Consider the following 25,066-nt stretch of genomic DNA (forward strand, 5'->3'; position numbering starts at 1 on the left):
ACCTCCGCATCCATAGGAATCAGACTTCAGTCGAAAAGGGAATCCCAACGATTCACCCTATTCGCCCGACGCTCTAAGCCAGCAGATGCGCCAGAAGCGCCCTGAGTTGTGCCGGCTTCAGCGGCTTGCGCATCAGTTCGATGCCGCCGGCCCGGGCCGCCTTCGCAACGTCCTCGGAAGTGTCGGCGGTGACGATTAGCGCCGGCGCGGCGCGGCCGAGATAGTCGCGGACCTCCGATATGGTGGCGGTGCCGAGATCGCCGTCGTCGAGATGCTGGTCGGCGATGATGATGTCCGGAATCCAGTCGGTGTCGCCGAGCAGGTCGAGCGCGTCATCGGTCGAGGTCGCGGATCGCACCAGGCATTGCCAGCGCTCGAGCAGGAAGGTCATCGCCTCCAGTACCTCGGTGTCGTTTTCGACCAGCAGCACCTTGGTCCCGAACAGGCCGTAGCCGCGAGGCCGCTCCAGGCCGGCGGCGCTGGCGATGGCGTCGGCCGGCGCGCCGATGCCGACGGGGACATCGATATGGAAGATCGTGCCGCGTCCGACCTTCGATGAAAATGTCACGGGGTGGCCAAGCGCGCTGGCCATGCGGCGCACGATGGCCAGGCCGAGCCCAAGCCCGCCGCCGTCGAATTCGGCACCGGCCTGCGAGGTGCCGCGATGGAACTCCTCGAACACCACCTCGCGCTGATCCTCGGGAATACCGCAGCCGGTGTCGGCGACGTCGATGCGGATCGTATCGCCGCGATGGCGAGTGCCGACGAGAACGCCTCCTGAACGCGTGTAGCCCAGCGCGTTGGACAGAATATTCTGCAGGATGCGGCGCAGCAGCGTCCGGTCGGAGCGGACAACGGCATTGACCGGCCGGAATTTCAACGACAAGCCTTTTATTTCCGCGACCGGCTGGAAATCCGAGCGCAGCGACGAGAACAACGCCTCGAGGCTGACGTCGCCGATGTCGGGCCGCACCACGCCGGCATCGAGCTTGGAGATGTCGAGCAGCGTGCGCAGCAGGTCCTCCATCGTTTCCAGCGAGCGCTCGACCTGCCGCACCAGCTTCCTGCCTTCGTCGCTGGTCTGCACTTCGGCGAGCGCGGAGACGGACAGATGGGCCGCGTTCAGCGGCTGCAGCACGTCATGGCTCGCGGCTGCAAGGAACCGTGTCTTGGACAGGTTCGCCAGATCGGCGTTCTCCTTGGCGGCGCTGAGGTCGATGTTCGACTGCTCAAGCCGCCGCAGCGTGGAGTGCAACTCCTCGGTGCGCGTACGCACCCGGTTTTCCAGCGAGATCGCCGTCTGGAACAGCGAGAATGCATTGCCCTGCTGGTCCATCGACCGCTCGACGCGGCTGACCAGGGCGGCGTTGATCTTCTTCAATTTTTCGAGATCGGTTATGTCCCTGAGCGGCATCTTCTTCCGCCGCCCTATTCAGCCGCTTGGCGGTCACCGAATGCTATGCCGGTGAAAGTCTGGTTGAGGTGCATTGACCGGTACTGCTCGCCATAGGTGCCGAAGCCGATGACATTGTTGACCCGGTAGAGCTCCGAAATGTCGCGAAAGACCTGCCGGTTGCGCGCGTCGAGGCGGCGCAGCACGCAGTCGAAGCCGAGGATCAAGTCGATGCCGCCCAGCCTCTCCTCGACCTCGCGCAACGCCGCGCGCGTCGATTCCACCATGTCCTTGGGCTGCGCGATCGACAGCACGACACCGTCGTCGATGGCGCAGAAGAACGACAGCGAGCCGTCGGCGTGCATCCTCTGGATCGAACGGCAGTAATATTCGCCGCCCACCTTCACCACCACCGGATGCGAGGCGAAGCTCAGCGGCGTCAGGGTCTGCGGCACGATGCCGACGGAAGCGGCATATTCCTCGGCCGCGTTGGTGGCGTTGAACTGCCGCACGATGCGGTGATCGGCATCGGACGCCGTCACCACCAGCTTCTCGTCGGTTGGAACGAAATTGTCGGTCTTGAAGACGTGGAAGGGAATTTCCGTGGCGATCAGCACAATGATCGCGCTGTCGGAGGTGACCTTGCCATCGGAGATCAGGCGCGTCGTTTCGAATTTCAGATCGTCGCCGGCCGAGCCGCCGAGCAGCGGGATGTCGTCAAGGCCCCAGTGGATGGCGGAGCTGACCGCTTCCTCGGCATAGGACAGCCCGTCGATGAAGCAGAGGGCGAAGGTGTTCCTGGTGCTCTCGCCGCCGACCCGGCCGCGCAGCGTGCGCCGAAGCGCCTCGACCTCGCCGGTGATCGTGTCCATGCCCGAAGAGGACAGGTTGTCGACCATGGCGCTGACCGCGGTGAACGAGGCCGAAGGAAGCAGCATCGCCAGCATGTGGCCTTCCTCGAGCCCCTGCGGCGTGATCTCGCCGGCAGTGGAACAGCCGGCGTGATGGAGCCCCGGTGCATGGACCGAAAGCGCCCGCGATAGGGCGCCGGCTTCGACAAGGCTCTGGGAAAAGAACAGGAGGGCAAAGCCGGCGTCGATTGCGGCGGCTTCAGCGGCCACCGCGCGTGCGAAGGCATCCGGATCCGGCTCGTCCGTGGTCAGCGCCGACAAGCCGCATGCGTAGCGCGTCCGTGAACTGGCCAGCGGCGTTCTCCCGCATTTCCTCCAACGCTGTTTTATGCGCGGCTGTTACAAGCTTCTGGCGCGCAGCGTCGAAGGCATTGTTGCTTCCAATCGGCGGTTTGGCAATGGGGGCGAGGGGCGCGCACCTTTGGCCTTGGCCATGACCGAAAGTACAATGATCCGACTTTTCCGTCGCGCTGTTTTTTGCCGGTTATGCGGTGTACGAATGCGCATGGCCGAGTGCCAGCGGCGCGTCGGCAGCGTGATGACCAAGGTTGATATCCAGGGAGGATTCATGTCGGACGTTTCGTTGATGGTCAACGGCAGGCGGGTCAGTGGCGTTGCCGAGGACCGAACGCTGCTGGTTCACTTCCTGCGGGAGAATCTTGGCCTGACCGGCACCCATGTGGGTTGCGATACCTCGCAATGCGGCGCTTGCGTCGTCCATGTCGACGGCAAGGCGGTGAAGTCCTGCACCATGCTCGCCGTCCAGGCTTCAGGGTCGACCGTTGTCACGATCGAAGGTCTCGCCAATGGCGCCGACCTGCATCCCATGCAGGCCGCGTTCAAGGAATATCACGGGCTGCAATGCGGTTTCTGCACGCCAGGCATGATCATGGCTGCAACCGACATGATCAACCGCCATCCCGAAGGCCTCGATGAGGCGACGGTGCGGGCCGAACTGGAGGGCAATATCTGCCGCTGCACCGGCTACCACAACATCGTCAAGGCGATCCTGGCCGCATCGAAGACGATGTCGAAGGGCGCCGCCAAGGGCAAAGCGAAACAAGCTGCGTGAGACTTAGGGCATTAAGGGAGTAGGGCAGTAAGGCAGTAGGAATTGGGAGCCGATTTTTCCTACTGCCTTACTTCCCTACTGCCCTATTCCCCTACTTTTTCGGGAGGATTTCTGCAATGGGCATTGAAGGTGTTGGCGCTCGCGTGGCGCGCAAGGAAGACAAAAGATTCATCACCGGCGCCGGCCGCTATGTCGACGACATGGTGGTTCCCGGCATGAAGCATGCTGCCTTCGTGCGCAGCCCGCACGCGCATGCGCAGATCAAGAAGATCGACGTCAAGAAGGCACAGGGCATGCCGGGCGTCATCGGCGTCCTGACCGGCAAGGAGCTCAAGACCGACGGCATCGGCAATCTGATCTGCGGCTGGATGATCCATTCCAAGGACGGCACGCCGATGAAGATGGGCGCATGGTCGCCGCTGGCCGTCGACAAGGTCCGTTATGTCGGCGATGCGGTCGTGGTTGTGGTGGCGGAAACCAAGGGCCAGGCGCGCGACGCGGCCGAGGCCGTCGAAATCACCTATAAGGAGTTGAAGGCTGTCGTCGATGCGACCAAGGCACTCGAAAAAGGCGCGCCGCAAATCCATGCCGAGGCCGAGAACAATCTGATCTTCGACTGGGAGCTCGGCGACGGCAAGGCGACCGACGCCGCGATCAAGGCGGCGGCCCATGTCACCCGCATGAAGATCGTCAACAACCGGCTGGTGCCGAATGCCATGGAGCCCCGCGCGGCGCTCGGCCACTACGACAAGGCCGAGGACCACTACACCTGCTGGACGACATCGCAGAACCCGCATGTCGCGCGGCTGGTGATGAGCGCGTTCTACAACATCGCGCCGGAAAACAAGCTGCGCGTGATCGCACCGGACGTTGGCGGTGGGTTCGGCTCCAAGATCTACATCTACCCGGAAGAGATCGTCTGCCTGTGGGCCTCCAAGAAAACCGGCGTGCCGGTCAAATGGGTCGCCGACCGCACCGAGAGCTTCCTGTCCGACGCGCATGGGCGCGACCACGTCTCGACCGTGGAGATGGCCTTCGACAAGAACAACAGGATCACCGGGCTGAAGGTCGACACGATCGCCAATCTCGGCGCCTACATGTCGCTGTTCTCGTCCTGCGTGCCGACCTATCTCTACGCCACGCTGCTGTCGGGCCAGTACGACATTCCAGCGATCCACGCCAATGTGCGCGCCGTCTACACCAACACGGCTCCTGTCGACGCCTATCGCGGGGCGGGGCGGCCGGAGGCGACCTATGTGCTGGAACGCACGATGGAAGCCGCCGCGCGCGAGCTCGGCATCTCCCCCGCCGAACTGCGGCGGCTGAACTTCGTCACCTCCTTCCCGCACCAGACACCGGTGATCATGAACTATGATGCCGGCGACTATGGCGCCTCGCTCGACGCGGCGATGAAGACCGCCGACTATGCCGGCTTTGCCAGGCGCAAGGAGGACGCGGCGAGGGAAGGCAAGCTGCGCGGCATCGGGATGAGCTGCTACATCGAGGCCTGTGGCCTCGCGCCGTCGGCTGCGGTTGGTTCGCTCGGCGCCGGCGTCGGCCTGTGGGAATCGGCCGAAGTGCGTGTGAACGCCGTCGGCACGATAGAGGTGCTGACCGGCTCGCACAGTCATGGCCAGGGTCACGAGACGACCTTCGCGCAGCTGGTCAACCAGCGCCTTGGGGTGCCGATCGACAGCGTCTCGATCGTTCACGGCGACACCGACAAGGTGCAGATGGGCATGGGCACCTACGGTTCGCGCTCGGGCGCGGTCGGCATGTCGGCGATCGTCAAGGCGCTCGACAAGGTCGAGGCCAAGGCCAAGAAGATCGCCGCCCACCTGCTCGAGGCCGACGAGGGCGATATCGTCATCGAGAACGGCGCACTGAAGGTCGCTGGCACCGACAAGAACGTGCCTTGGTTCCAGATGGCGCTTGCCGCCTATACCGCCCATAATCTGCCGGCCGGCATGGAACCGGGGCTGAAGGAGACGGCGTTCTACGATCCGTCGAACTTCACCTTTCCGGCGGGCTGCTACATCTGCGAGGTCGAGATCGATCCGGAGACCGGAACGACCGAGATCGTCCAGTTCGTGGCCGCCGACGATTTCGGCAACATCATCAATCCGATGATCGTCGAAGGCCAGGTGCATGGCGGCATCGCCCAAGGCATCGGCCAGGCGCTGCTGGAAGGCGCCCATTACGACGCCAGCGGACAACTGCTGACGGCGAGCTACATGGATTACACCATGCCGCGTGCCGGCGACCTGCCGTCGTTCAAGGTCTCGACGTCGAATACCCCATGTCCCGGCAATCCGCTCGGCATCAAGGGCTGCGGCGAGGCGGGCGCCATCGGCTCGCCGCCGGCGGTCATCAATGCCATCACCGATGCCATCGGCATCGCCGATATCGCCATGCCGGCTTCGCCGTCCACTGTGTGGGCCGCGATCCGCGCCGCGACGAAGCACTGAGGAGGAACAACCATGTACTCGGTCAACTATCACCGTGCCGCCTCGGTCGCCGATGCCGCGAAGCTGGTCAAGAGCGGCGATGCCAAGCTGCTATCGGGCGGCATGACTTTGATCGCTGCCATGAAGACGCGGCTCGCGGCGCCCTCCGATCTCGTCGATCTGTCGCGCATCAAGGAACTGCAAGGCGTCAAGGTATCGGGCAAGACGATCACCATTGGCGCCGCCACGACGCACTATGACGTCTCCAACGACGAGAAGCTGCGGAAGGCCTGTCCGGCGCTTGCCAATCTGGCGTCGCTGATCGGCGACCCGGCGGTACGCTACAAGGGCACGATCGGCGGCTCGATCGCCAACAACGATCCGGCGGCCGACTATCCGGCGGCGCTGCTGGCGCTGGGCGCCACCATCATCACCAACAAGCGCGAGATATCAGCCGACAAGTTCTTCAAGGGGCTGTTCGAGACTGCCTTGAAGGATGGCGAGATCATCACGGCGGTCTCCTTCACGGCGCCTGCGAAAGCTGCCTATGAAAAGTTTCGCAACCCCGCCTCGCGCTACGCAATCGTCGGCGTGTTCGTGGCCAAGGGCAAGGACGGCGTCAGCGTTGCCGTCACCGGCGCCGGCGACGACGGCGTCTTCCGCTCGAAGGAGATCGAAGCAGCACTGGCGAAGAATTTCGACGCCGCTGCGCTCAACGGCGTCAAGGTGCCGGCCAAGAACCTGATGAGCGACATGCACGCTTCCGCCGACTACCGCGCCAATCTGATCACGGTCATGGCCAAGCGCGCGGTGGCTGCGGCCAATGCCTGACATTAGAGCGGCTCATCGTTTCCATGGAAACGCCGAACCGCTCTATCCCTTGGGTTTTGACGCAATTCCTGACGGAAAACCGCTTCACACTTTTCCTGGCATTGCTTGGCGGTTGCAGACAAGGCAAGGGGGCCGTCGCAGGCCCCTTTTTCGCGTATGCGGCGGCCTGTAGCTGCCCCAGTTCCCGATGGAATGGCTGCAGCGCACCATCCTTTTGCTTGAAGCAATTCCGACCCGTGCCTGCCTCGGACCTGCGTCGGCGGCAATCTCGCACTTGCACAAACTTATATTGCACTGCAGTATGGGTTGGGCGGGAATGCGAGCCGGGTTCGGAATGCGTATCGCCGTGCCCTTTCGCATGCCAATGCGAAGGGATCGGCATGTCCGAAATTTCCGCAACCCATATGGTTCCGTCCCGATCCGTCGTCGACAGATCGGCCAGAGCAAGACTGGCCTATCTCGATGGCTGGCGCGGCCTGTCGATCGCCCTGGTGCTGATCGGGCATTTTTTCCCGGTTCCCGGGATCAATCTCGGCGTGCTGGGCGTCGAATTCTTCTTCGTCCTCAGCGGCCGGCTGATGGCCGAGATCCTGTTTATCGAACGCTACCCGCTGAAGAAATTCTTCAAACGCCGTTTCTCGCGCATCTATCCGGCGCTTCTGGTCTTCGTCGTCGCTGCCATGGTCGCGCTCTCCGGCACATTCGTCGCCTTCAAATGGAAGGCGGCGCTGACGGCTCTGACCTTCACCTACAACTACGCCGGAATTCTCGTCACCCGCGCGGGGGCGCTGGACCATATCTGGTCGCTCTGCGTGGAGGAGCACGCCTATGTGATCCTGGCCCTAATCAGCGCGACTGTTGTCAGCCGCGATCGCGTCATCCCATTGCTGCTGGGGCTGGCCCTGCTCGCGATGGCGAATGGCGCGGTCTCGTACTGGGCGTTCAAGCTGGACTACGAGGCCACTTACTGGCGAACCGATGTGCACATCGCATCGATCCTGCTGTCAGCCTCGATCTGCCTGCTCAAGGCCGACGGCAGGCTGCCGGCGGTGTTGAAGGGGCCTTATGTCGCTCCGTTGGCGGCTGCGACCGCGGTCTTGCTGTTCATGGACGCAGTGCCGACGCCGATCCACTATCTCCTGGCGGTGCCGCTTCTGGCTCTGGCCGTCAATGCGCTCGATTTCAGCACTGGCTACCTCTGCGGATTGCTGTCGGCCCTGCCAATGACGATGCTCGGCCTGTGGTCTTATTCGCTCTATCTGTGGCAGCAGCCATTTTATAAATTCGTTTATGAGCAAGGCAGCAACCCGTGGCCGATGCTGGCCGGCGTTTTTGCCTGCGCACTCTGCAGCTATTACGTCATCGAGCGCCCGGCGCGCGAATGGCTCAACCGCAACTGGTGAATGGAGCAACTGCAGCAGATTGGGTTGGCCGACCTGCAGGGTTGTCCAGACGGCCGGCCGACTTTCATGGTAAAACTAAACGGATCGACCTCTCTTCTTCTCGAGCAGATAGCGCCGCAGACCCGCTTCGCCGCGCGGCGTGGTCCAGCGATGATTCCAGGCGAACGCCGGTCGCAGCAACGGGGCGAGGAATTTGAGGATCGGCCTCTCGACCGTGACTTGCCAGGTCAACCGGACATGTGTGCCGGTGTCTGATGGCGACAGTTCCGCCCGCCACAGCCCGTCGAAATCGCCAAGGGTTTTCACCACGACCAGCCGGGCGGGTTCAAGCTCCGCGGCCTCGATGATGAAGTTCAACTCATAGGGCAGGGCGCCGCGCGCCCTTGCCCTTGCACGCGAACCGATGGTCGCCTTGCCCTTCTTGTCGAGCGGCACCACCTCCTTGTAGACATCTCCCCACCAGAGCGGCAGCAATTCAGCGTCCGATAGCACCTCCCAGACCTCCTGCGGCGTGCCTTCGGGAATGTGCCAGTTTTCGTCGAAGCGGAAGACGTTGCTTGGCATCGCGGTTCCTCCGTTGGGAACCTTATATTAGGTGTGGCTTCTTTATGTGGCCAGCGCCATCAGGTCAGGCGACGATCGGCTTCATGTAGTAGCGTACCGCTTTCTTGCCGCCATGGATCACCGCGTCGCCCACCTCGGCAAAGCCAAGGGCGGCGTGAAACGCATCCGAGGTGGGGTTGGGCGGGTCGGTGTTGACCTCGCAGGTGACCAGCGTGTGGCCGGCGCGCCGTGCATGATCGAACAGGTCCTGATAAAGCCGACGTGCATGGCCGCGGCCCCTTGCATGCACCGCCACGACGACGCGATCGACATAGATGAAGCGTTCGTAGCGTTCGCGGAACCAGACGAAGTTCGGGCTGTCGTAGTTCGCTTCCTGGTCGAAGGTCATGATGAAGGCTTCGAGATCGCCGATGCGGCGCGCGTAGAAAGCCTCACCGAGCAGGAACGACAGCCGCTCGGCTTCGAGCCATGACAATTCGGCGGCATGCTCGTTGTTGAGCGCCAGTATGGCCGCTTCGTCGTCCTGCGCTATGCGGTCTATCGGAGAGGTCATGCCTTGGCCGCCGCGATCATTGCCGCAACCAGCGGTGTATCGGTCAGTGTGTTGCGATATTCGCGGTCGAGGTCGGAGCCGCCCATGCCGACCTTCGGATTGCGGTAGCGCATGGCGCTCGGCACGTCCTTGAGGGCCGCGAAATGCATTTCGGCCAGCCCGGTCTTCGCGCGCACCTCGGCGATATTGCCGAGATCGAGCCCGCCGCAGCCCAGGATGATGATACGGTCGCCGGCCTGCCGCACCAGATCGGCCAGTAACGGCAAGCCTTCGATCGCGGTGTCGCGCTGGCCACTGGTCAGCACGCGACCGATCTTGCAGCGGATCAGCGCTTCCAGCGCCTCGATGGCATCGCGCGTCATGTCGAAGGCACGATGGCAGGTGACGTTCAGGGAGCCTGCGGCCTCTGTCAGTTCGCCCATGCGCCTCTCGTCGATGGTGCCGTCGGCGTTCAAGCAGCCGAACACCACGCCGGGCACACCGAGATCACGCAATGCCGCGACATCGGCGAGCATCGAGCGGTACTCGGTCTCGCTGTAGAGAAAATCGCCACCGCGCGGCCGCACCATGACGTGGAACGGGAGGGTTGCCTGGTCCAGCGCGGCGCGCACCGTGCCGAGGCTCGGCGTGATGCCGCCTTCGATAAGGCTGGCGCACAACTCGACCCGGTCGGCGCCGGCAGCTTGCGCGGCGAGCAGGCCATCAATGCCTTCGACACAGATTTCGATCAGCGGCGGGCGAGTTTCTGCGGTCAAGGGGCGATCCGGTCCATGATGGTGTGGAAAGCCCTAGCACTCGGGCGCGCGGCGCGAAAGCGTGAGCAGTGCGCCGCCATTTGGACCAGATGACATTTCCCTTCTTGACAGTCTTGCCCATGAGGACACGGGAAGCGTGTGGCGCTTGCCTTCCCGCTTTCCGGGCATGGCTTGGTAGCTACTGACGCAATTCCGTATTCTTGGCCCCTTCCTCGACCTGATCGATCACCAAGAGCTTGACCGGGCCGTCGCCGATATTGGTGGCCTGATGCCACTGACCGATCATTTCGATGATGAAATCGCCTGTCTTGTAGGTGTTGCTGTTGCCGGTCTCGACATTGGTGACCTTCAAAGTGCCGGCCTCGACATAGGCGTAGCGGGGGAAGGGGTGCCGGTGCACCGGCAGGGTCGCCCCCGGTGCGATGTCGTAGGTCGACACCAGCACCTGGACATTCTTCTGCGGAAGCGTGATCGGCTGGCCGGAAGCGGTTGCCGTGCGTGATGCAAGCGGAGTGACAACCACCGGGGTTCCGCCGCTGTCCAGCGCAAGGGCGCGGGTTGCATAAAGCGCGGCCGGGACCAGTAGTGCCGGTATCAAGATTTTCCGCATGATTCCTCCCGAAGCCGCGCCACCATCGCGCGGTGGGCACTTGCGCGCAAGCTTTCCCAATTTCGTCATTTGAGGGCGAACGCGAAGGCCGCTCAACCCAGACCCGATTGCGTTACAATTGCCGAGGCGCCAACCGTTGGAGGCACCAATCGCTGACGGTTTAGTCTCGGCTTCCAGCCCGCCGCCGAATTTGACCGCAGGTGGCGGCGGCGCAATCGCGGGCTGGCGCTGACGTTGAAAAGCCAGCTCGGCAACCGACGTCAGGTTGGGTGTGTGGCGGAGGCTGCCGAGCTGCACCGGTGGTGTGAGTCACCGGCAACATTAGTGTTATCTAATCTATATTGGAGCGCGTCATCCAATCGACGGATGAGGGCAATGCGCCGCCCGCATAGACCGATACGTGTAGTTGCGAAATTGCGCTACGGAGCGCCAGTTGAGGAGTGTCCCCCCTCTACACGTTGTTAGTCTGGCGCATTGGCCCGTTGCGCACACCGCGCGGCGGGCCATTTCGAATAGTCGTATGCCGATAGCGGCCCGACAGCCTGTTGGGGTAAATTAGCACGGGCCGCCGGGCCTGACCGGCCAGGGCCTGCCGGCTGAGTCGAAGCGTAATATTAGCAATCCCGCATAAGAAAACCGCGGAGGCGTTTTCCAATCAATATCTGTTTCATTTCGATACAAAGACACAGGCATCCGTCTTGCACCGAAGTCGCTGCCGGTTGACCCCGGTCCTGATCGCGCACTTCCGATCAGGTTGTAGGCTCGCCGGGCTTGAGGTGTTGGGTCTTCGCCCGGCGGGCTTCCTCTCAGTTTCCCATGGCAACCGGTCAAAGTCGGGCTTCTGCCTCGTGCACGGTAGACGTCTTGGGTAATGTCGCTGCATCTGGCCTTCTCCGGGACGCAGGCAAGGGGCGGAATTCCTGGACATCGGTAAGGCCTCCACCTTAGAAACTCTCCATCATAGAGGTTTTCACAGCCGTTTACATGAAGGGACAGCCGGCCATTGCAGCGGCGACCACCTGCGCATGCTCGGTCGACCGTGCGGCACGCGCGTTCAACGTCCATTCAGATGATGTAGGATCGGCTCTTGAGTGCGATATTCTACGCTGCTTGCGGCGGCACATTGCTCCCGCGATATCTCCGTAGACTGCGCGCTACTTATCGATGGAAGGGCCGCCCGGCTGTTTAGGGTCATTCTCCATGCCCAGCCCCATCTTGTCGGCGAAGCTGAAAGCAAAAACTCTTCCACGATTTTCGTCTGTGACACGAACCCATTTTCTCTTCCAGGTTCGCAAGGTCACGTCACGGCCGACGGCCTTGGACGCGGCCTTCAATGGACTGATGGCACGCGCCTGATGCACGGCCAGGACTTTGTTCATGTCCATTTCTTCGACAAGATAGATCGCCATCTTCGGAGCCTCCCCAATCCCCGGTTGCATATTCGCGCAACTTGAGCGCGCGCGCAAGCAGGCCCCTTTGGGAAGCGTTTGACGGTCAATCCTCGCGCGGCCGCATCCCTGCACCGCCATCCCTTGATGCCGGCTGAGATTTACGTCTGCCGCATCCCTGCCAGCGCTGTGGGATACGGCGTCCGTTTGCCAGCCTCGGTAAAACGCAGGACGTCGAAGGCCAAGCAATTCAAGATCACGCCGGCCGTCCTAGACGCGTTCCGCGCCGGTGACGACAGGGCATTGCATATCGCACTCAATCTTCCGCCATGGTGGCCAAATCCTTTGTACACAAACGGACCGCTTCCTCCGCCGTGGGCGCAGAACGACGGCACAGCGTGGTCGGAATGCTGGCCCGATGCTTGGGCGCTGCGCCAGGAACTAGAGGCCGCAGCGATGGAGGCCGGTTGATGCCCCGTCCTCGCCCTCATCGCATCCTGCGCCGTCGTCGGCGCGCTGCTGCTGCACTGAAAAGGCAAGCTCGCCGGGCCGAAGACCCCAAGCCCATGCCCGGCGAGCTTAACCTGATCCCCCGATCAGGACCGGGTGGAGGAATACCGGCATTCTGTTCAATGCAAAACCGGGGCCGGCTTTTTCGTCCCGAAACGAGACACATCTGAGGGCGAGTGTTGCCGCAGAGTTACAGCGCAGCAAGCAGGTTTAGCTCTACAAACGCTGATGCGTAGGGTTTCCTGGAGCGGCGGATTGTCTGGGGACTAGGGGGCGCAGGTATGAGGGAGATGGCCCGCTGACTTCGGTCAGCGGGTTTTTCTTTTAAGTCGGCTTGTCGACGAGCGGCCTCTTGCGCTTCGGCGGCACTAGGCGGTCACCAACCTCACCGTATCAATCGGTCAGCTTCTCCACCGTGGCGATGATTGCTTTGGCAAGCGCCTGAGCCTCGTCGATCGGGGCCGGCCCATAGAGCGCATTGACCATTTCTCGGCTAGGCAGCACGCCGCCGGACAGGTTTGCTCGATCGCCATTCTGATCAAGCCAAGGGCCTCATCGCAGTCCTCGGCCGGGATCATTATCGAGGGTAGAGCGCGAAGCCGCTCGAAACTCTCCGCCTTAGCTTTTGGCAAGGGCTTTCGCCTCTCGCTCTGACGTCTCGCGATCATTGCCGTGCTTTTTAATGAGGTCTCGCGCTTCCGGCATGGTGAGCTGGAATTTCCGCGCGAAGTAGGCGACCTCGTAATCTTCACTGCCAGACACCCGGTCGCGGTCGCGGAAGTCGCGCTTGGTCTTGTCGTCTGCCATGGCTGGTTCCTCCTGTGGCGAGATTCGCAACGTGCGATCGGCCGCTTTGTTTCAGCCGCTATTTCCCGTTTCGGAACAATTTTAGATGATGCTAATAGCGTCCGGGTTTTGCGAGTCCAGTTCATGCGTTTGAAGTTCATCCCGCCGATGATGCCCGAGCTTGTCGACCGTCCGCCCGAGGGCGACGATTGGAGCCACGAGGTCAAGTTCGACGGCTTCCGCACCCAGATCGTGAAGGATCAAGACGGCATCCGCTTCTACACGCGGCGCGGCCACGACTGGACGGCGAAATATCGGCCGCTGCGCTCAGCCATCACCAGCCGACCGCAAGACCTCTATTTCGTGGCGTTCGATCTCCTCCACCTCAACGGTCACGATCTGCGCGACGTGCCGCTGGAGGACCGCCGGGAAATCCTTCACGAGGTGATCCCGGCCGGCAGCCGCATTCAATTCTCTGAAGCGCTGCCGGGACAGGCGCCGCAGTCTATCACCTCGTCGACAATGCCGGCCTGGAGGGCATGGTGTCGAAGCGAAAGGACAGCGCCTACCGCAGCGGCCCGACGATGAACTGGCGCAAGATCAAATGTTTCGATGAAAAAGAGCTCGACATCATCGGTGTGAAGCGTGAGGCCCGGAAAGCCGGCAATGGCGCTCATGGCCGACAAGGGCCGCTATGTCGGCGGCGCCTTCATCACGATGAACCGCGAAATCCGAGAGCGGCTGTGGGATATGGTTCAAGGAAAGACGGGCGCACCGGCACCGAAGGGACTCGCCAAGGAAAAGGCGGAATGGCTGAGGCCAGGCTTGGTTGGCCGGGTGAAGTTCCTGAAGGGCGAAGACATGTTGCGCCACGCCTCTCTGAGGGATTTCCGACAGGAGTGAGCAGAACAGGGAATCGGCTGAAGTGCCTGACCGGATTTCAACACAAGGGTGCTGGCATCCCTCTTGCATAAGGACTGCATGTAGCAACGATTGGGATTCGGCGATGCGACTGAACGTTCGACCTGGGCGAAAGCCAGGTTCCCCAAAGAGAATATACTCTGAGCCGCTGCAAACTGAAGAATTGCAGGTTTGCGAAAATACCGTCACGATTTCCATCATCGCCGATGATATCTACACAAGAAACTCCAAACAACGCTATGAGATAGCGTTAACCGAAGCCGAAATAGGTTTGCTTGCTGTCACACTGAGAAGCGGCTCGCTCGGTGACCCATCGAAGGACGAATGTTAAAAGTCGATCGATCGAAGAAGCACTTCGGAAACGATGTTTAGTAGGGCTTGCTTCAGCGATTTACTGCTAAATAGAACGTGGCGGCTCCGGCCCTGGGGTAGGGTTGCCTGAAAGCCAGAGCCGCCGGCGCGGTACGGCAACAGGACCGCGCTGTCCTATTCTGAGACAGCGCGGTCTACAATTAGTTAATTCTAATGAACCTTATGGGCGGCAGGGCGCCGTGGCGTTTAGCCGGTCCGGGATTATGCCTTCGACGACCTAAAGCGGCTCTGGCCCACGACCAAACGCCTAAGGGCGGATTCAGCCCGTCTTCCCGGCTCGAATCATGGCACGAATAATCGCCAATTCGGCCTCGACCTTTGCGTTTTCCTTCTGCGTCATGTTGTCGGCCGCGATCAGCCGGCGAAGGGACCGCATGACCTCGCCGCGCGTCCAACCGGCCTCGATCATGCAATCGACGATTGCCTGAAAGCCTGGCTCCATTACCTCCTGGCAGTCGAGCTCGCGGTCTGCGTAGGCTTCAGAACGCTTCGGCGGGCTGATCATAGAAACTGCTCTCCCTCGCTTAAACAGAACCAATGCGACGGCTGCCGCTGCCTGGCAAAACCAAACGCGGCGTCCTTGCCGCAGCCGGCATGCTCACAGGCCGATTTTCGACCACGCGCTGCGGCGCCACCGTCATGCCGTCAGCCAGTTTGATGGGTTCGTCGCTCATAGCAGCTTGATCGGTTCTATCAGGCCGGCGTAGTCGTTCGGCAGCTTGTCTTTCACGCTGGCGTTGACCTCGCGGCCGACGCGATAGAACTGCAGCTGCCCATCGATGTCGTGGCTGAGAATATCCTTCAGGCCGCCAGCAGGCGTCTTCGGGTCCAGCCAGGCGTCGTAGAAGGCGGGATCGAGGATAAGGGGCTGGCGATCGTGGATCAGGTCGACGGGCGCTCCGGATGGCTCGGTGATGATCGTGCAGCTGGTGACGTCGAGGTTCGAATTGTGGGCCCACAGACCAGCGAACGAGAACGGCGCGTGGCCGGGCTGGAAGATGTGCCAAGGGTCTCTGCCCTTGTCGGCGGGAGAGATCGTCCACTCATAGTAGCCGTCGGCGGGGATCAGGCAGCGCTTCGACTTGAATGCATCTCGGAAGGCTGGTGTCGTGTCGACGCCTTCAATTCGTGCGTTGAACATCGCCGCTTTGGGCATCTCCTTCGCCCAAAACGGGACCAGCCACCAGCGGCCCGTTCGGAGCTTGTGGTTGCCATCGTCACCGGCGGTAATGAAGGGGACATCTTCGGTCGGCGCGATGTTGTAGCGGGGTGCATCATTGCGCCCGATTTCGGCCGGCGCCGTCAGCCTGTAGAGGCGGTGGATTTCTGACCACGACAGATATCTGGTGTAGCGACCACACATGCCCCGACCTTAGGTTCGTAGGATCTCCGGCACGCTAAGCGGCCCAAGCTCCAGAGTTCGCTCATAGTGGCCCACTCGGCGCCACACACCGTTAGCTCGGCCGTCTTCCCGGTCCTTCGAAGGATCGGACATGACGCCGCCGAAATGGTCAAGAAATGCCTTGGCGTCCTTCTGGTCAGCAAAGCAATGAAGCCGCCATTGCTCATATTTGCCGTCCGGCCAAATCGCCTGCATTTGTCGGATTTGGGGCCTGACGCCAAGCCCATCGCAGAAAGCCGTGATCTTTAAAATTTCGATCGGTACAAATGTCGTCAGGCAATGCCACTTGGTGCGGCCATTTGCGGTCGACGACAGATGGCGGTGGGATCGAACGGTTGCGTCGGACCATGGCTAGTCGATCAATTCGAGCATCAGATAGTTGCCCGGTTTCTCGGGCCAATCGGCGCAACACGCCTCAATCGCAGCCTTGTTGGCTTCCATCCACACGCTCGCCGCCTGATCCTCGTCTTCATCCGGCTCCATGTCATCGTGAAAACTGGCGTCGTCCCAACCTTCAAGCGCGAACATTCCATCCGCTCCCTGTTCCGGGGATATGCCCGCCGCAGAAAAAACTGCGCTGGCTGCGTCGATGCCGCGCTGCACCTCTTCCGGGGAAGCTCCTTTGATTTCCAGCCGAAGCCGCATAGCTCGCCTCCTGTGGCTATCTGGCCGGCAATGAACAAAATGAGAACGCAAGAGTCAACAGGCTCTTGACGGAGCAGGAATATGTTCCTTTTTCTCAGGCATGCCTGACCAACCGGAACAATGGCACAAAGCTGTGCCGTGGACCTTGATGCATGCCCACAATGCGGGGCAGGTGGCGCTGGTGACCTGCCGGTACTGCAACATCAAACGCTACTTCAAGCCAGCCGAGCTGTGCGGGGTTTTCGGCAACGTCTCCATCGAGGCGCTACGCGGCAAGATGACTTGTCAGAAATGCCGACGAAAGGAACACATCGACGCCGAGCTGCTTCACCTAGTAGGGCAGGAAGCTGTCAACGTGCGCTATCGGCGCCTAGCGGAGATCCGGTTCGTGCGCCGCGTGATCTGGAGGGATGAGATATGACGTTGCGTCAAATCACCTAACATTTCGCAGCTACAATCCTCGCTGAGCTTCACGGCGCTGTGGAAGGCGGGCATCACTGAACAACGACGTTTAGACCGGCAACTCTTTCCCTCATTCTCCAAGACGCGGCGGGCATCAACATGGAGATGAGCACATGCATGGCAATTTTGGCCCCATCCGCCGCGCTGGACGCGATGGGAGCACGGCCAGGGCGACGTCGACATCGATCGCGTCTGGTGGGCGGCACGGTGCCTGCATTTCCCGAAGCTCAATTTCAGTTGTTGGCTCGACGGTTCGGATCTCGTCGCAATCGCGCATTGGGGATATCGGCGTCCGCAATGGTGCATGAAGAAAAAACCGGCCGACTGGACGCCGTTGCCTGAAGTCTACCGGCGCGAGCGCGAGCGGGAGAGCGAAGAAATCATGGAGCGTCGCCGCGTTGCCGCCCAGCAGCGAATGTTGGTCACCATTGAGCGCGCTGGGAAGCGCCAGAGCACGCGCCAGAGGTTTCGGCGGTGTAGGACAGCGGAGAAGGGAAACGCGCGCTCGCGGGGTCCGGGCTTATCGGGAGCGGCCCGGCTTCCTGGCGGAGACCAGTATGCGCCGGGCCTAACCGGCGAGGGGGACATCATGCTAAGAAAGAGGACTTCACCGGCTGGGAGAAACATACGATTTCGTTGATGTGACTGGAACGCATCCATATGGACGAAAAGGTGGTAGCTGACTGGTGGTCATCATCGCCGGGATTGCGGTCGGGCTCGCCCAAGGAATAAGAAAAACGCCCACCACGTTCTTCCGCAGCGGGCGCCAGGACGCGCGAGACGCTTCGCCGGTGTAGGAAGGCCGAGGCCATGGCCAAGGCGATCGGTGACAAGGTGCGCATCGAGCAGATCACGCCGAAGAAGACGCGGCGATGATCGAGCTTTCTCAAGTCCGATCGTTAGTGCCTGCCGAGCGCGGCGGCCAGTTCGGACGCGCGCGCAAGGATTTCACGGGACCTCTTTGTCAGCCGGCGGTTCTGCTCGATGAGTTCCTGAGTTTCTTTGATGCGGATGAGGCTTTGCCGCTCCCTCTCATCGAAGTGCTTAACCAGCTTTTTGGTGTCGTTGATCTGTTGCATGACGATTCAACCCGCGAGGCTGGAAACCGTTCCCTGACCGCGACCAAACCGCAAATTTGAATCAAGTAAGCAATTGCCAACAAATCAAAGCGACACCGACAACGCCGAAAAGCGCGAGCCCAACGAAATTCATCCAGAAAATCATGGGGTGTGCGTTGCGTAGGATCAATCGATTGCCGCGAGCACGAAATGAACCGTCGCGAAACATTAGGAACACCTGACGGGAACTGACCAAAACGATCGCGATCCCCCCGAGGAAAAGCGAGATCTTGATCATTCCTTCCGCAGCCTCACCCCGGCGCCGCCGCCATTCTCTGGGATGAACTCGACGCCGGCAGATTCGAGGGCTGCGCGGATGGCGTCAACCGCTTCTGCCGACCCGCCATATCGGCCTGTCTCGAAGTTTGAGACCGTGTTTCTGTGAACACCGGCAGCCTTCGAAAGGTCTGCAAGGGACCAGTTCAAAGCGGCGCGAGCCATCCTCACTTGTGCAGGCTTCACAACTCAATTCCCTTGTGCTAATTTCACAAGTGTAAATATCACAACTGACTGGAGAGGACGGCGCGGACCATGAGCCATACATGGCGGGCTGGTCTGGCGACAACGACGACCGTGAGGCCGATCATTGCGACTTGGAAGACGACGGCACCGAGGAGCCGACGCTTGGCGCTCCGAACCGGTTCCACAATCAAGAGCATTGGGCGGACGGCGCGCGCGGCGATCACGAGCGGGAGGTGTGCGTCGATCGGGAGCAGCCGGATCACACTATTAACTGACACGAGGCCCCGCTAACCTCACGGGGGCGGGGCCTAATCGATCGTGCATTACGGCGTCGCCCAAAGTCAGAACTTGTAGGCGATCCCGATTCGGACCTCGTTGGTCTTGAGTTTTTCGTGCTCTACAAAGGAAGAGTCAGTGTTGGTGGTGGCCGTCGTAACCTTGCCGAAATCGGTATAACGGTATTCAACCTGACCGACCCAGTTTTTGTTAAAGGCATAGGCGACGCCAGCACCAACCGTCCAGCCAGCCTTGACTTTTGACTGGGAATCCGTTGCCGCCCCGTCTTCGAACTTAGTGTGAATATCCCCGAGGGCCAGACCGCCGGTGACGTAGGGTAGCCAATTGTCGAAGGCATAGCCCAAGCGGCCGCGCAATGAGCCTTGGGCGTCGATATGGGTGTTATCATCAGTGCCGAACGGCCAGTCGGGATTATGGCCGACAATACCGGAGGCCTCGATATCGCCTTCGATGCCGCCGACGATGTTGCCCCACTGCATGTTATAGCCGGCAAAAACACCGCCGGTAACGCCACGGAGCCTAAAGCTATCCGAATAGTCTGAAAGACCGCCGCCGAGAATTTCGTCCTGAATATGATCACGGCCCCACGCATAACCAATTTGGCCGCCGATATAGGCACCGGTCCAGTCATACGTGGAAGCGACTGGAAGCTCATTCAAAACATCGGCTGCCATTGCCGACGTGAGAGTGGCGCCGAGAAACGCCGCTGCCAAAATGTATTTCATTGCCTGTCCCCGCATGGACGCTTCGAATGAGGGCTGAACATATCAGACAAACGCCGTAACGGAATGTAAGCGAGTGTGAAGTGCAGCAATTTCACCGAATAGGTTGCAATTAAGCAACATGGGTTGGAATGCGGCAAGCGAGAGACCTAACTGGGGTTTGCTACGCAGGTTGGCCGGGGCTCGCCGTCAGTCGCGTTTCAGTCCATCGCGCCAGGCAATGGCTTCGAGTTCGACCCGGACAGCTTCCTCGATGGCAATCACGGGCCGCGCCTGGAATTCAAAAGCGGGGAAGGTCGAGCATGCCTTGTGAACGGCCACCGGATCATCACAGTCCACCAACATATGCCCACCCCACTCTCCCACTCTCACCACGAACAACTCGATCTTGAAATTGGCGGGCGCCTTCCATTGACTAAATACATCAAGTATCCACTTTTGGGCGTTCTCATACTCTACAGGCGAACCTTGCGGGCGTTCGATCCAGCTGACCATGTATTTCATCTGCTGCACCCTCCTCAATTGAGTTAAGACAATGAAGCTTCGGGGACGCGTGCTGCGGCAGGTCCGGGGCATCCCCCAACAAAACTACAGAATCCGACAGCGTCCCGCACGATGCAGGACAGCTGTTAAAGGCGGCGCGGTGACCCACCTCTAATATTAGCATTGTTGCACAAATTGAAATTGACCGCTATGGCGCGCCCGGCGGCTTCGGCTTCCGGGCCTTTTTGCGCCTACCAAAAGCCGTTAGCGTACCTATGCCGTACCTATTCGGTTTTCGTGCAGTTTGCGAGTCGAGCTAAGTTCTTTGGAATTGTTGGCTCCCCGGGCCGGATTCGAACCAGCGACCAACCGGTTAACAGCCGGTTGCTCTACCACTGAGCTACCGGGGAACAGAGGCTCTTCAGCAAGTGGCGCAGCCTATAGCAAACCCTTTTCGGCTTTGCAAAGAAGCATTTCGTATTTTTACGACACTTTTTCACGCGGCGCTTTCTCGCAATCGGCGGTGTTCGCTCTCATATTAGCCGTCTGGCGACCGGCGCGGAACCGAAATGGCGGTCGCGGCTTTCGTAAACAGGCATTCTCGAATCACCAGAGGGCAGCCATTGGCGATGACGGCAGCAGACGAAAACCGGTTACCGGCGCGAAAGATCTCGGTTTTCGGGCGCGAGTTCACCATGCCGCGTTCGCGCGGCCTCAGAATCACGATCGGTTTCCTTTTGACCATCGGCGGCATTCTCGGTTTTTTGCCTATCCTGGGCTTCTGGATGGTGCCGCTCGGATTGCTGGTGCTCTCCTATGAATTCGCCATGGTGCGCCGCCATCGTCGCCGTTTCGTCGTCTGGTGGGAGCGGCGGCGCCGGCCGGATTGAACGGCAGGCGCGCCTTTGACCGCGCCGCGCTTGTCCGCGTTATGCCGGGCTGCAGATTTTCGCGATTCGGTTCTACGGCCCGCGCTTCTTTCCAGATCCAGCGAATCTCCTTGAGAACGGCGGCGGCGGAAGCGAGGCGCGCGGTCGCGTGGCGAACGCCGGCTGGTGACTTCTATCGCGATACAGTCGATGGCGTGACGCAGCAATTCCTCGCATCCCGGTCGCGGCAAGCCGCCCCAAGCATCTGTCGCCGTGTTCAGGCTTGCCGGTTGCATCGCGTAGGCGTCCTCCTCATTTCTCTACCGCGGCCGGGGCTTGGAGTTTCTCGTCATCGCCTGCTATACATAACGAGATGCTAATGTGTGTCGTGGGCGCAGTGGTCCGCGACGCCGCATGCGGAGGTTGGATTGATGCAGAGGGAAACCGCGCCGAATGGGCGGTGGCCGCTTGACGGCATTTTCGCCGCAACCTATTGGAACCGGGTGGAACGCCGGGAGCAACGAGGCCTCGTGGCGGAGTGGTTACGCAGAGGACTGCAAATCCTTGCACCCCGGTTCGATTCCGGGCGAGGCCTCCAATGCCCGGGCTCCCGCGCGCCAGCGCGGGAGCTTGATGTTCCGGTCGAAATGAACCGCGGTTTTGACGCGGCAAGCGGATTGGTTGGAACATGAACGCTGATTTCTCCGAACGTCGGGTCAAGATGGTCGACGGTCAGGTTCGCACCACCGACGTCACCAGCGCACCGCTGCTGGAAGCCATGCTTGTCGTGCCGCGCGAGATTTTCGTCGGCGCCCCCCAGCGCGATCTCGCCTATATCGACGAGGATATCCGCATCGCGGACGGCGCCGGTGGCGCTCGCTACCTCATGGAACCGTCGCCGCTGGCCAAACTGATGCAACTGGCCGAGATCAGTCCCACCGATTCGGCGCTCGATATCGGCTGCGGCACGGGCTACGCCTCGGCCATCCTGTCACGGCTGGCAAGGTCTGTCGTGGCGCTCGAAAGCGAATCGACGCTGGCCGAAACCGCCAAATCGTTACTGTCATCCCTTGGCTGCGGCAATGTGACCGTGGTTCAGGGTCCGCTGGCGCAAGGCTATGCCGCCGCCGCACCCTATGACGTCATTTTCATCGGCGGCAGCGTCGCGAAAGTGCCGGCAACGCTGCTCGACCAGCTCGCCGAAGGTGGTCGACTCGTCGCGGTGGAGGGACAGGGCAATTCCGGCGTGGCGCGACTATTTTTCAAATCTGGGGGGATTGTAACCGGAAGAAGGGCATTTAATGCGGCAATTAAGCCACTACCGGGGTTCGAACGTGAGCGTGCTTTCGAATTCTGAATGATTTGGCCTTGCAGCAAAGGCTTTGTCATGGTCGCTTGCATTTGAACAATCGTTGCCGGTCCCGAACTGGGGGCACTTCGGGCCGAGCGACAGGGAGCATCAAACACGCTGCTCCGGCTACTCAAAGGAGAAGCTGGCGCGGCGTGGTTCCCATGGAAAACGAATGAGGGATATATCGTGCCGTCTGTATCCAAGACCCTTCTTGCAGCTGTCCTGGTTTCCGCGACCGCTTTGTCTCCGCTGGCCGCCTCGGCCGAAACCATCTCCGGCGCGCTCGCCAAGGCCTATCAATACAATTCCTCGCTGAATGCCTCACGGGCCGGCGTGCGCGTCACCGACGAGGGCGTTGCGATCGCCAAGTCCGGCTGGCGCCCGACCATCACCGGATCCGCCGACGCCAATTATGTGAACACCCACGCCAGGGGGTTCACCAGCAAGACATCGTCCGCCAGCGCAGGAATTGTGATCAACCAGAGCCTGTTCGACGGCTTTCAGACAAGAAACAATGTGGCGGCCGCGGAATCCCAGGTGAAAGCGTCGGTGGAGAGCCTGCGCAACACCGAGGAAAACACCCTGTTCAATGCGGCCACGGCCTATATGGACGTGATTCGCGACCGGCAGATTGCGGTCCTAACTCAGCAGAATCTCCAGTTCCTGACCGAGCAGGCGCGCGCTGCGCGCTCGCGTTTCGAGGTCGGCGAGGGCACCCGTACCGACGTCGCGCAGGCCGACGCCTCGCGCGCCTCGGCGGTGGCCTCGCTCAGCTCTGCCCGCGCACAAGCCCTGGCAAGCGCCGCGACCTACCATCAGATCGTCGGCGACGAACCCGGCAAGCTCAAGCCGGCTTCGCCAGTGTCCAGGCTGTTGCCGTCGAGCCTCGAGGCAGCGATCGGGATCGCGTCGAATGAACATCCGGCCATCCTCGCCACTCAGCATCTTGTCGACGCGGCTGCGTTTTCGGTGAAATCGGCAGAGGGAGCACTGTTGCCGCAACTTTCCGCCTCCGCAGGCATTTCGGACGACTATCTGAACCGCAATCCGAGCATCGGGACGAACGGCAATTCGACATCGGCCAATATTGGCGCGACGCTGACTATTCCGATCTATTCGGGCGGGCGGACCTCGGCGATCGTGCGGCAGAACAAGGAATCGCTCGGCGAAGCGCGTATCCAGGTTGACGTCAGCCGCGACCAGGTGCGCCAGGCCGTTGCGTCGGCATGGTCGCAGTACACCGCCGCGCAGCAAAGCGTCGCCGCCAACAGGCAGGTGATCGATGCCGCGCAGCTGGCGCTGAATGGCGTCATCGAAGAGCGCAATGTCGGCCAGCGCACGACACTCGACGTGCTCAACGCGCAGGCCACCGTCATCACCGCCAAGATCAACCAGGCCAATTCCGAACATGACGTGGTCGTGGCAAGCTATGCCATCCTGTCGGCAATCGGCCGTTTGTCGGCCGAGCGCCTTGCCCTGCAGGTGACCAAGTACAAGCCTGAGGAGCACTACAACGCCGTCAAGGACAAGTGGATCGGCCTGCGCACGCCGGACGGCCGCTAACGGGCGGCCACCTTAATTTCCCTGGAATGTCTGACAGGACCTTTCCTGGGACCGGCTCCACTTCGGTTTCGTGCTCTAATCTGTTGAAATCCCACATGTCCCCAGATTGGGGATTCTCGTGCGGCCATCCGTCGGGTACGCTGTTGCCATGATTCGAATCCGGCTCTTGCCGGAGCGGAAATCCACAGAGGTCACAAGGGCGGCGGATGTGACGATGGCAACGGCAAGCAGCGCACAGCGCGAACCTTCCATGGAAGAGATATTGGCTTCCATCCGGAGGATCATCGAGGACAGCGACAACGGCCGCAAGCAGCCGGGCGAGGCCGATGAGCTGCGGCAGGACCTGGCGCCGGCGCAAGGCGAGGCTCCAGCCGTCGACGTGGATGCGTTTCGCGCCGAACTGCATGCTGCCCCTGACGTCAGGAAGCCGGTCATGCTTGCCGAGATCAAGGCGTCGTCGCCAGAGCCGGTGATCGCACGGGGGGAAGCGCAGTCGCGCGTCGATCCCGTGCCCGTGAAGACGTCGATGACGCTTGCAGAGGTCAGCGCCAGGATCGCCGCGGAACCGGTGGCTGCCGTAAGGTCCGACGCGGCCCCGGAGGCCGGCGCGACAAGCGATGCCATCGTTGCCGATTGGCGGCACGAGATCGCGGCGGTTGGCGAGCAGGCCCAAGCGATGCCGGACAGGGGCATCCGCAAGCCGGTTGCCCAGCCCGATGTGCCGGTGAGCGAACCGGTGGCGGAGCCTGCCTTCGAGCAACCTGCTTCAAGCGGTGCTCCTACGGGCGCTACCGAGGTGCGTGCGGTGGCAAATGAAGCACCCGCGGCCCGTCCGGCAATCCTTTCCGAGCATGCGGGCAGGCAGGTTGCCGCGGCCTTTGGCGAGCTGTCCGACGCCTTTGCCAGCCGCAGCAAGAAGACATTCGACGAGATGGCCGAAGAAATGCTGCGGCCGATGCTGCAGGATTGGCTCGACAACAATCTGCCGACGCTGGTCGAGAGGCTGGTGCGCGAGGAGATCGAGCGCGTCGCGCGCGGGGCGCAGTAGGCCGTAAGCTCCAGGGCAATCGCCGATGTAAACGCCGCCGCCCGAGGCGGCGTTTTTCGTTGCCGCGCCATCAGCTCGCGCCTGCCGCCAAACAGACGAGATTTGCGTCGGGAGCCATGACAATGAAT

Annotated in this window: 27 protein-coding genes, 2 tRNA genes and 1 pseudogene; 13 read left to right on the forward strand and 17 right to left on the reverse strand. The window is 61.3% G+C overall.

Annotation, left to right across the window (positions count from 1 at the left end; all coding sequences use genetic code 11):
• Positions 1 to 73: 73 nt before the first annotated feature.
• Together FJ548_RS21480 and FJ548_RS21485 are read right to left on the reverse strand one after the other, a co-directional pair.
• Positions 74 to 1,414: a hybrid sensor histidine kinase/response regulator gene (locus tag FJ548_RS21480; RefSeq protein WP_140778916.1), complete on the reverse strand. Its 1,341-nt coding sequence runs from the start codon at positions 1,412 to 1,414 to the stop codon at positions 74 to 76.
• A gap of 14 nt (positions 1,415 to 1,428) precedes the next feature.
• Positions 1,429 to 2,598 (reverse strand): FIST signal transduction protein, encoded by a 1,170-nt coding sequence (locus FJ548_RS21485; protein ID WP_246678733.1) that lies wholly within the window; start codon positions 2,596 to 2,598, stop codon positions 1,429 to 1,431.
• A gap of 274 nt (positions 2,599 to 2,872) precedes the next feature.
• Between FJ548_RS21485 and FJ548_RS21490 the strand changes: the two genes are divergently transcribed.
• From FJ548_RS21490 to FJ548_RS21505, 4 genes are all read left to right on the forward strand, one after another.
• The gene (locus FJ548_RS21490; RefSeq protein ID WP_140694275.1) at positions 2,873 to 3,376 is read left to right on the forward strand and encodes a (2Fe-2S)-binding protein; all 504 of its coding nucleotides are present in this window, start codon (positions 2,873 to 2,875) and stop codon (positions 3,374 to 3,376) included.
• A gap of 116 nt (positions 3,377 to 3,492) precedes the next feature.
• On the forward strand, positions 3,493 to 5,844 hold the full coding sequence (locus tag FJ548_RS21495) for a xanthine dehydrogenase family protein molybdopterin-binding subunit (RefSeq protein ID WP_140778918.1): 2,352 nt from the start codon (positions 3,493 to 3,495) through the stop codon (positions 5,842 to 5,844).
• A 12-nt stretch (positions 5,845 to 5,856) separates the two neighbouring features.
• Entirely contained in the window at positions 5,857 to 6,654 is a 798-nt protein-coding gene (locus tag FJ548_RS21500) for a xanthine dehydrogenase family protein subunit M (protein ID WP_140607581.1), read from the forward strand.
• Between the two features lie 380 nt (positions 6,655 to 7,034).
• Positions 7,035 to 8,057, forward strand: a complete 1,023-nt coding sequence (locus FJ548_RS21505; RefSeq protein ID WP_140607580.1) for an acyltransferase — start codon at positions 7,035 to 7,037, stop codon at positions 8,055 to 8,057.
• A 75-nt stretch (positions 8,058 to 8,132) separates the two neighbouring features.
• On the opposite strand, the gene FJ548_RS21510 is transcribed toward FJ548_RS21505, so the two are convergent.
• The 6 genes from FJ548_RS21510 to FJ548_RS21540 form a co-directional block, all read right to left on the reverse strand.
• Entirely contained in the window at positions 8,133 to 8,621 is a 489-nt protein-coding gene (locus FJ548_RS21510; RefSeq protein WP_140778919.1) for an SRPBCC family protein, read from the reverse strand.
• A 64-nt stretch (positions 8,622 to 8,685) separates the two neighbouring features.
• Positions 8,686 to 9,174, reverse strand: coding sequence for a GNAT family N-acetyltransferase (locus FJ548_RS21515; RefSeq protein WP_140694284.1), 489 nt, complete (start codon positions 9,172 to 9,174; stop codon positions 8,686 to 8,688).
• Positions 9,171 to 9,929, reverse strand: a complete 759-nt coding sequence (locus FJ548_RS21520; RefSeq protein ID WP_140778920.1) for a copper homeostasis protein CutC — start codon at positions 9,927 to 9,929, stop codon at positions 9,171 to 9,173. Before FJ548_RS21520 ends, FJ548_RS21515 begins: the two co-directional genes overlap by 4 nt.
• A 178-nt stretch (positions 9,930 to 10,107) precedes the next feature.
• Positions 10,108 to 10,539, reverse strand: a complete 432-nt coding sequence (locus FJ548_RS21525; protein WP_140778921.1) for a cupin domain-containing protein — start codon at positions 10,537 to 10,539, stop codon at positions 10,108 to 10,110.
• 1,154 nt (positions 10,540 to 11,693) lie between these two features.
• Complete coding sequence (locus FJ548_RS21530) at positions 11,694 to 11,948, reverse strand: hypothetical protein (RefSeq protein WP_181165525.1); 255 nt, start codon at positions 11,946 to 11,948, stop codon at positions 11,694 to 11,696.
• A 1,107-nt stretch (positions 11,949 to 13,055) separates the two neighbouring features.
• Complete coding sequence (locus FJ548_RS21540) at positions 13,056 to 13,244, reverse strand: DUF3606 domain-containing protein (protein ID WP_140778922.1); 189 nt, start codon at positions 13,242 to 13,244, stop codon at positions 13,056 to 13,058.
• 123 nt (positions 13,245 to 13,367) lie between these two features.
• Between FJ548_RS21540 and FJ548_RS21545 the strand changes: the two are divergent.
• Positions 13,368 to 14,126: pseudogene (locus tag FJ548_RS21545) on the forward strand (ATP-dependent DNA ligase).
• Positions 14,127 to 14,775: 649 nt separating this feature from the next.
• On the opposite strand, the gene FJ548_RS21550 reads toward FJ548_RS21545, so the two are convergent.
• The 3 genes from FJ548_RS21550 to FJ548_RS21560 form a co-directional block, all read right to left on the reverse strand.
• Entirely contained in the window at positions 14,776 to 15,021 is a 246-nt protein-coding gene (locus FJ548_RS21550) for a hypothetical protein (RefSeq protein ID WP_140778923.1), read from the reverse strand.
• A gap of 165 nt (positions 15,022 to 15,186) precedes the next feature.
• The gene (locus FJ548_RS21555; protein ID WP_140778924.1) at positions 15,187 to 15,879 is read right to left on the reverse strand and encodes an SOS response-associated peptidase; all 693 of its coding nucleotides are present in this window, start codon (positions 15,877 to 15,879) and stop codon (positions 15,187 to 15,189) included.
• Between the two features lie 390 nt (positions 15,880 to 16,269).
• Positions 16,270 to 16,563, reverse strand: coding sequence for a hypothetical protein (locus FJ548_RS21560; protein WP_140778925.1), 294 nt, complete (start codon positions 16,561 to 16,563; stop codon positions 16,270 to 16,272).
• Positions 16,564 to 16,711: 148 nt separating this feature from the next.
• Here FJ548_RS21560 and FJ548_RS21565 point away from each other — a divergent pair, with 148 nt between their 5' ends.
• Complete coding sequence (locus FJ548_RS21565; protein WP_246678730.1) at positions 16,712 to 16,984, forward strand: hypothetical protein; 273 nt, start codon at positions 16,712 to 16,714, stop codon at positions 16,982 to 16,984.
• A 628-nt stretch (positions 16,985 to 17,612) separates the two neighbouring features.
• Here the strand turns inward: FJ548_RS21565 and FJ548_RS21570 are convergent.
• Positions 17,613 to 17,915, reverse strand: a complete 303-nt coding sequence (locus tag FJ548_RS21570; RefSeq protein ID WP_140778927.1) for a hypothetical protein — start codon at positions 17,913 to 17,915, stop codon at positions 17,613 to 17,615.
• Between FJ548_RS21570 and FJ548_RS21575 the strand changes: the two genes are divergently transcribed.
• Positions 17,898 to 18,164, forward strand: coding sequence for a hypothetical protein (locus FJ548_RS21575; protein WP_140778928.1), 267 nt, complete (start codon positions 17,898 to 17,900; stop codon positions 18,162 to 18,164). The genes FJ548_RS21570 and FJ548_RS21575 overlap by 18 nt on opposite strands.
• 1 nt (position 18,165) lies before the next feature.
• Here FJ548_RS21575 and FJ548_RS21580 read toward each other — a convergent pair whose 3' ends face one another.
• The gene (locus FJ548_RS21580) at positions 18,166 to 18,381 is read right to left on the reverse strand and encodes a hypothetical protein (RefSeq protein ID WP_140778929.1); all 216 of its coding nucleotides are present in this window, start codon (positions 18,379 to 18,381) and stop codon (positions 18,166 to 18,168) included.
• Positions 18,378 to 18,584 (reverse strand): helix-turn-helix transcriptional regulator, encoded by a 207-nt coding sequence (locus tag FJ548_RS21585; RefSeq protein ID WP_140763386.1) that lies wholly within the window; start codon positions 18,582 to 18,584, stop codon positions 18,378 to 18,380. Before FJ548_RS21585 ends, FJ548_RS21580 begins: the two co-directional genes overlap by 4 nt.
• Before the next feature lie 101 nt (positions 18,585 to 18,685).
• Between FJ548_RS21585 and FJ548_RS21590 the strand changes: the two genes are divergently transcribed.
• Entirely contained in the window at positions 18,686 to 18,880 is a 195-nt protein-coding gene (locus tag FJ548_RS21590) for a hypothetical protein (protein WP_140778930.1), read from the forward strand.
• 66 nt (positions 18,881 to 18,946) lie between these two features.
• On the opposite strand, the gene FJ548_RS21595 is transcribed toward FJ548_RS21590, so the two are convergent.
• The 3 genes from FJ548_RS21595 to FJ548_RS21605 form a co-directional block, all read right to left on the reverse strand.
• The gene (locus tag FJ548_RS21595) at positions 18,947 to 19,627 is read right to left on the reverse strand and encodes an outer membrane protein (protein WP_181168866.1); all 681 of its coding nucleotides are present in this window, start codon (positions 19,625 to 19,627) and stop codon (positions 18,947 to 18,949) included.
• 186 nt (positions 19,628 to 19,813) lie between these two features.
• Positions 19,814 to 20,128, reverse strand: a complete 315-nt coding sequence (locus FJ548_RS21600; RefSeq protein ID WP_140778931.1) for a DUF3303 family protein — start codon at positions 20,126 to 20,128, stop codon at positions 19,814 to 19,816.
• Between the two features lie 314 nt (positions 20,129 to 20,442).
• Positions 20,443 to 20,517: transfer RNA gene (locus tag FJ548_RS21605), tRNA-Asn, on the reverse strand.
• A gap of 219 nt (positions 20,518 to 20,736) precedes the next feature.
• Here FJ548_RS21605 and FJ548_RS21610 point away from each other — a divergent pair.
• From FJ548_RS21610 to FJ548_RS21630, 5 genes are all read left to right on the forward strand, one after another.
• Entirely contained in the window at positions 20,737 to 20,997 is a 261-nt protein-coding gene (locus FJ548_RS21610) for a hypothetical protein (protein WP_140607575.1), read from the forward strand.
• A 503-nt stretch (positions 20,998 to 21,500) separates the two neighbouring features.
• Positions 21,501 to 21,574, forward strand: a tRNA-Cys gene (locus tag FJ548_RS21615).
• A gap of 90 nt (positions 21,575 to 21,664) precedes the next feature.
• On the forward strand, positions 21,665 to 22,333 hold the full coding sequence (locus tag FJ548_RS21620; RefSeq protein WP_140778932.1) for a protein-L-isoaspartate O-methyltransferase: 669 nt from the start codon (positions 21,665 to 21,667) through the stop codon (positions 22,331 to 22,333).
• A 180-nt stretch (positions 22,334 to 22,513) separates the two neighbouring features.
• Positions 22,514 to 23,890, forward strand: coding sequence for a TolC family outer membrane protein (locus tag FJ548_RS21625; protein WP_140607573.1), 1,377 nt, complete (start codon positions 22,514 to 22,516; stop codon positions 23,888 to 23,890).
• 214 nt (positions 23,891 to 24,104) lie between these two features.
• Positions 24,105 to 24,938: a PopZ family protein gene (locus tag FJ548_RS21630; RefSeq protein ID WP_140778933.1), complete on the forward strand. Its 834-nt coding sequence runs from the start codon at positions 24,105 to 24,107 to the stop codon at positions 24,936 to 24,938.
• Positions 24,939 to 25,066 lie beyond the last annotated feature (128 nt).

The organism is Mesorhizobium sp. B2-4-17 (genome assembly GCF_006441275.1).
Classification (GTDB): domain Bacteria; phylum Pseudomonadota; class Alphaproteobacteria; order Rhizobiales; family Rhizobiaceae; genus Mesorhizobium.